General features: G+C 58.2%; 3 protein-coding genes. 2 read left to right on the top strand and 1 reads right to left on the bottom strand.

Features of this window, described 5'->3' with window-relative positions; translation table 11 throughout:
• Positions 1-2,335: 2,335 nt before the first annotated feature.
• On the bottom strand, positions 2,336-2,560 hold the full coding sequence (locus A2J01_RS05340; protein WP_064112250.1) for a hypothetical protein: 225 nt from the start codon (positions 2,558-2,560) through the stop codon (positions 2,336-2,338).
• Positions 2,561-3,287: 727 nt separating this feature from the next.
• Here A2J01_RS05340 and A2J01_RS05335 point away from each other — a divergent pair.
• Both A2J01_RS05335 and A2J01_RS05330 read left to right on the top strand, forming a co-directional pair.
• Positions 3,288-3,947 (top strand): hypothetical protein, encoded by a 660-nt coding sequence (locus tag A2J01_RS05335; protein WP_064112249.1) that lies wholly within the window; start codon positions 3,288-3,290, stop codon positions 3,945-3,947.
• Between the two features lie 266 nt (positions 3,948-4,213).
• Positions 4,214-5,453: pentapeptide repeat-containing protein (locus tag A2J01_RS05330; protein ID WP_197494162.1), on the top strand; the 1,240-nt coding region annotated here is incomplete at its 3' end.

Genomic DNA, 5,453 nt, shown 5'->3' with positions numbered 1-5,453 from the left:
TGCTCTTCCCTACTCCACCTTTGGAGCACAAGGTCGCAACTGTCTTCGCACGGTAGTCGGCGCGGCTTTCGCCTAGATCGGCCATCGCACACCCTCTCTGTAGTGGCCCGCACTCGATGCCTGATTTCAGTGAGGCGACATCGGGTCGAACCGGCTGTTGTGTTGTCACAGCATATAAGCCGTGGTTCCTGTGTACCTATGACTAGGCGTGCAGTACGTGTTGTGTTGCAGGTAGTGCGTTCACTGGGTCTCCGTGTGATCTGGCGATACAAGCTGATCAGTGAGTACCTGACTTGCTGTGTGGCCTGTCCCCTACGGGTACCTAGTGTCAACTTTGATCTTAGTGTCTACATGCTTGGCTGCGTAACCAGTGGACGCAGTAGAAGCCATATGTGCAGTGCCACAATGGCTGTCTTGCTGGACCGTGTTACATGTGCAAGCTGTGGTGCACAGTGCAGTAACTATAACCCATGGACCATTGCCCGCACAGTACATCCGTGCACCGATGTGTGGCTGTGTAGTGCGGGTAGCCCATCTTCCACAGTCATGACATATGACACGCATACACAATCAACCATGTGTTACCAGTGCAGCACATGTCACCTGCATACAAAGTGTCATGTTGCTCGCACTAACAATGGGTGCATCAAGTGATCAAAAGTGTGTGCTGACTACCCGATTACTCTTGCCCCCAAGTTGTACACAGTCGTGCATTGCAACACGTAGTACACAGATGAACCGTGTTAAAAATACAGAACATATTACATGGATATTAAGGCTTACATAGCTCACACATGAAACACAGAATTACCGTGCCGAATGTAATGACAGTGCCACACACAATGTCAGTTCTAACCAGACTCCACGTATATACACCGTTTACACTGTACATCTGCATACATAGTGTGAGCAATATGATACTAGCCATACAGCTCTGCCAGTAGTCACGCCACACACTGTTGACACGGACTAGCTGCGATACACGTACATACAATACTTTCTTTGCCAGTTATCGCAGCTAGATGCATATTTTCGATCACACAATGAGTCACGTGTTGAAGACTCTCCGCCGCTCTGGGGTTCCAATATTTGCACCTCCGAACCGACATACCTTCACTCTGCGCGCTGTTCCGGGTCAGCGCCAGGAAGTCGATAGGGGAGAGTGAGAGATGGATTCTTCGATAATTGCCCGTTCTTCCGGACCTATTCATGCCCCGGAACTCGGTCCGCGCCCGGACAACGAGGTTACCGTTGAGGTGAAACTCTCAGCAGGAAACCTCATAATCTTCGCCGATCAACTCGCTGGTTCCGCAGTCGACTGAAGTGCACGCGACGAGAAGAAGCTGACAGCCATCCGGCAGTTGCGAACAATCGAGGCGCTTCACCATTGCCCAATGAGGGGAGTGATGCGATCGTTTCAGGCACCGCATAGGGAATCCACTGTCGAATACCGGCTCCCACTCGTATATCCATTTGTTCTATCCATAGGAGGGTTCGTGTCGTCAGCCTGGCATATCTGCCGCGGACAGGACGGCCACCTCAAGCGCGATCACAGAATCTCGATGGCTAGAGCGTCCTCTTGGATGACACCAGCGCGGACGCCCAATTGCTGTCTCCGAAGCCCTGCCTAGAGCAGCTCTCGTCAGCTCCTCCTTCACGATTCGTACGGCAGACGCGGACGCCAAGGACTGAGGAATCTTCCAGAAGGAGGCCTACGTCCACTTGAGGGGAGGGCGCAGCAGGCACACGTTTGGAGACGGGATGGTGTACCCGCAACTGGTGGGATGGATTCGGCACTGACGAGCGCCGGAGCGGGATCGACCGAATTTTCGAACCAAGTTTGGCGGGCAGTACCTGTGTTGGAGGTCGTCAGATGCACATCCGGACCCAATCCAGTCAGCCGTTTCCTGAGCGCACTGGCGTCCGATATTCCTGATTCCGAGCCACCTGAAGAGACACTCCGGACGTCAGTCTGACCCCGGGCTGATTTGGCCAATTGTGATCCAGGCCATACGATTTCGCGAATTTGCAACCCTGGGAAATCGTCAAATCGCGGCAATGCGCCCCAGCATCGACGGAGGCTGGACAGACCCCCTCGCCGCGGTAGATACCCAAGAGGGGGCCCGAATGGCTGTCCGTGGCCATCTGGGGGGCACTATGCCTGTGACCTGCGGTGATTGGCGCGCAATTTCCCGCCCGCGAGCAAACAGTGGATCGAAAATGGAAAACGGCCAGCTCGTCGTGCTCGAGCTGGCCGCAGGGTCGAATCAGGGGAGGGGAGGGGTGCGCTGTCGATCGGAAGCTTCCGATCCCGGGTTGGTCCGATGCGGACCGGTCAGTCGTGAGGCGCCTTGCCTGATGGGGGAGTGATCAGGAAGAGGCCGACAACACCGCCAACACCTATTGCCAGGATCACGATGGACCACACAGCCGGAATGATCAGCAACAGCACAACACCGATCAGAGCGATGAGCCCGAAAGACAAGTAGCCAATCCCGACGATCTGCGCTTGCTTCTCATTCCGGTACGTAATTCTGGGGCGGTGACTCTCTGGTGGCATTGGTGCTCCTCGGGATGGCTGGATTCGACTCAGGCCTGACGTTACGGACGAGGGTTCCGGTGCATCGCCCTGTCAGCATCGTCGACGCCAGCGCTGTTGACCGATGGAAACGACGCCATCTGTCCTGCGTACACGGGCAGATTGGAGGCTAGTTCGGGGCCGGCTTGGTATCGCAGCCCCAGCGCACGTCGGCGGCATAGTGGCACTGCGATTGACATCGCTGAACGGCGTGGGGAGGCCAGCTTCCAGGGCCTAACGTCCGACAGTTTGCTTGCCAGGCACGATGCGCAGAGTGGGCGACAAGATTGGCAGGCTCAGCCAGCATGAGAAGTACGGTGACCTGCAATTTTGCGCTCTGATTTCGCAGACAACCGTTTCCGGTCTCCGTTGGCCAAGACGTGGTGAAGTTTCTCGAAATTGGGGGGTTCTTTGCCTCACTCACGTTTGACCCGGTGATTTTGCGTTCTGACCAACGATAATATTCATTACCGCAGTTCAAGCCTGGAAGGGCCAGGTGAGCGTGTTTTTCGGTGAAAATGGCCGAAATCCCAGGAACGGCCGAATGTCGCCCGGGGAGCCCTTACCCCTACCTGCAAGCGATTCGTCGCTCTACAGGGCCGCTGACAACGACGCTGAGAGCCTGAACAAGCGGCCTGCACACGCCAACAACACCAGTCGCCCATCTCACGGTGCCGCACTTACGACAACGCCTTGGTCGACTGTTGCCATGACAACAGAACAGCCACGCCAAATCTCCCGCACCGACGGCAGCGAGATCCTCGCTGCATCCGATCTCCGGGCCTGCGACGTTGTCCGCATGAAGGACGCCGACGGCAACGTCACCGAACCGACCGTGAAGGCGGTGAAAGCGATCGACCGGTGGTCTACCGAACTCGACCTACTAGACGAAGCGGGAGCATCACTGGTGACTGTGCATCTCCGGCCCGAAACGCTGGTGACTGTTGTCCGTCCACACGAACACGTCCTTCGTACGTCGAGCCCGGCGGTAGTCGACGGCACGGCAACCTTGCGGCCGCTGTTCTACGACCGCGACACGGTTCCCTTCCCGTTCAGCGAAGGTCATCGGGTTGAGATGGTCAATGTTGCGAATGCTCCGGTGCAGTCGGATTCGGACTACGACAAACAAATGAGGATCAACCACGATGAGATGTCGCTGCTCGTGAACGGATCCCTTGTGTGGAACGCCGATCACCTGCGTGCCCGAGTCGCCGGGGTCACCACCAGTGAGGGCGGTTTTCTGGTGTTCTATGTGACCGACCGCTCCCGAAATGAGGAGCAGAAGGTGGGGGAGTGGCCCGTTGACCTCAACGATCGTCACGCGGTGGCTCGGTCCGCATTGCACTTGTTCACCTTGTGCTCGATCTAGGCCGCCGCTGTATGCCTTCGACCATTCGGCCGGGGGCATGCAGCTCTGGGCGCCGGCAGGTAGGACAGTCCCCTTGCGCAACCACGCCCAGCGAGCAACGGGGTCGGCTGACATTGCGGTGGCGATGCGAACCGCAGCACCCCCCGACACGGTATGAATTCCTCATGATCCCACCGACTGCCACGCACGGTCCTTCCGAGAACCCCAGCTCAGACACGATGCATTCACCAGAATCCTCGCGGGACTCCGAGAGCAGCGGACCGTCAGTGAAACCTCGCAGAAGCGACGGCTCAGACGAAACAATTCCGCCGGCGCCCAGGGTGCGCTGGCTGGACAAGAAGGACGGGCGCCGCCTGATCGTTTTCACAAGTCTCGGGATCGGGCTGACCGCTGGCTTGGTTTTCGCCGTGATGACGATCTTTGTCCGGTTGATCGGCGGTGAAGGGTCATGGTGGCGGATCTGGACCCACGAACTCGGCGACGGACAGTGGTTCGAGGCCTCCCGCGTCACAGTCGCCTTGGTCGCGCTCACCGTTGCGGGCGGTGCAGCCTATCTGGCGTATCGGCGGCAGCATACCGCCGACCAGAATCAGACGACGGCGGCCGAGACGCAACGCATCACTGCACAGGCCTACGCACTCAGCATCAGGCAACACGATGCGACCCTCCGGCGTGAACGTCGCGACAGATTCACCGACGCCGCAGCACAACTCGCACATACATCCGCAGCCGTGCGGATCGCCGGTGTCTACGCGATGGCTGCTCTCGCCGACGACTGGCAGGCCGCGAACGATCCAGCCGAAGTGCAAACCTGCGTCGACGTGCTCTGCGGCTACCTCCGATTGCCGTACGACCCCGAGGTCACCGAGAACCACCAAACTAGAACGACTGTCACCACCCATCAGTTCGGCCCTGGGGGGAGGACGGTAAGCGGGCAGGTGGAGAAGCATTTTGAATACCGGCAGAACGACCGTGAAGTCCGCGCAACCATTCTTCGAGTCATCAAGAACCACCTTGAACTTTCGGCGGCCGTGTCGTGGGGTGACCGCGCATTCGACTTCCACGGCGCCGTTCTCGAAGACCTCGACATGAGTGGGGTCATCTTCCGAGGACCGGTGTCGTTCGAGGGGGCGCACTTCACCGGCAACGAGACGTCGTTCCACTGGGCGGAATTCAACGGCAATTACACATCGTTCGGCAAAGCGGAGTTCACCGGCAATTACACGTCGTTCGAGGGGGCGCACTTCACCGGCAACGAGACGTCGTTCCAGGGGGCGCACTTCACCGGCAACGAGACGTCGTTCGACTGGGCGGAGTTCACCAAGTCCACGTCGTTCTACGAAACGGAGTTCACCGGCAACGAGACGTCGTTCCACAGGGTGGAGTTCACCGGCACGCACACGTCGTTCCACAAAGCGAAGTTCACCGGCGCGCGCACATCATTCTCCAAGGCGCAGTTCACCGGCGCGCGCACATCATTCGACGAAGCGGAGTTCACCGGCAACG

This window comes from Rhodococcus sp. EPR-134 (assembly GCF_001647205.1).
Taxonomy (GTDB): Bacteria; Actinomycetota; Actinomycetes; order Mycobacteriales; family Mycobacteriaceae; genus Rhodococcus_F; species Rhodococcus_F qingshengii.
The sequence above is the reverse complement of the archived record's forward strand: the minus strand, read 5'-3'. Positions and strand labels throughout refer to the sequence as shown.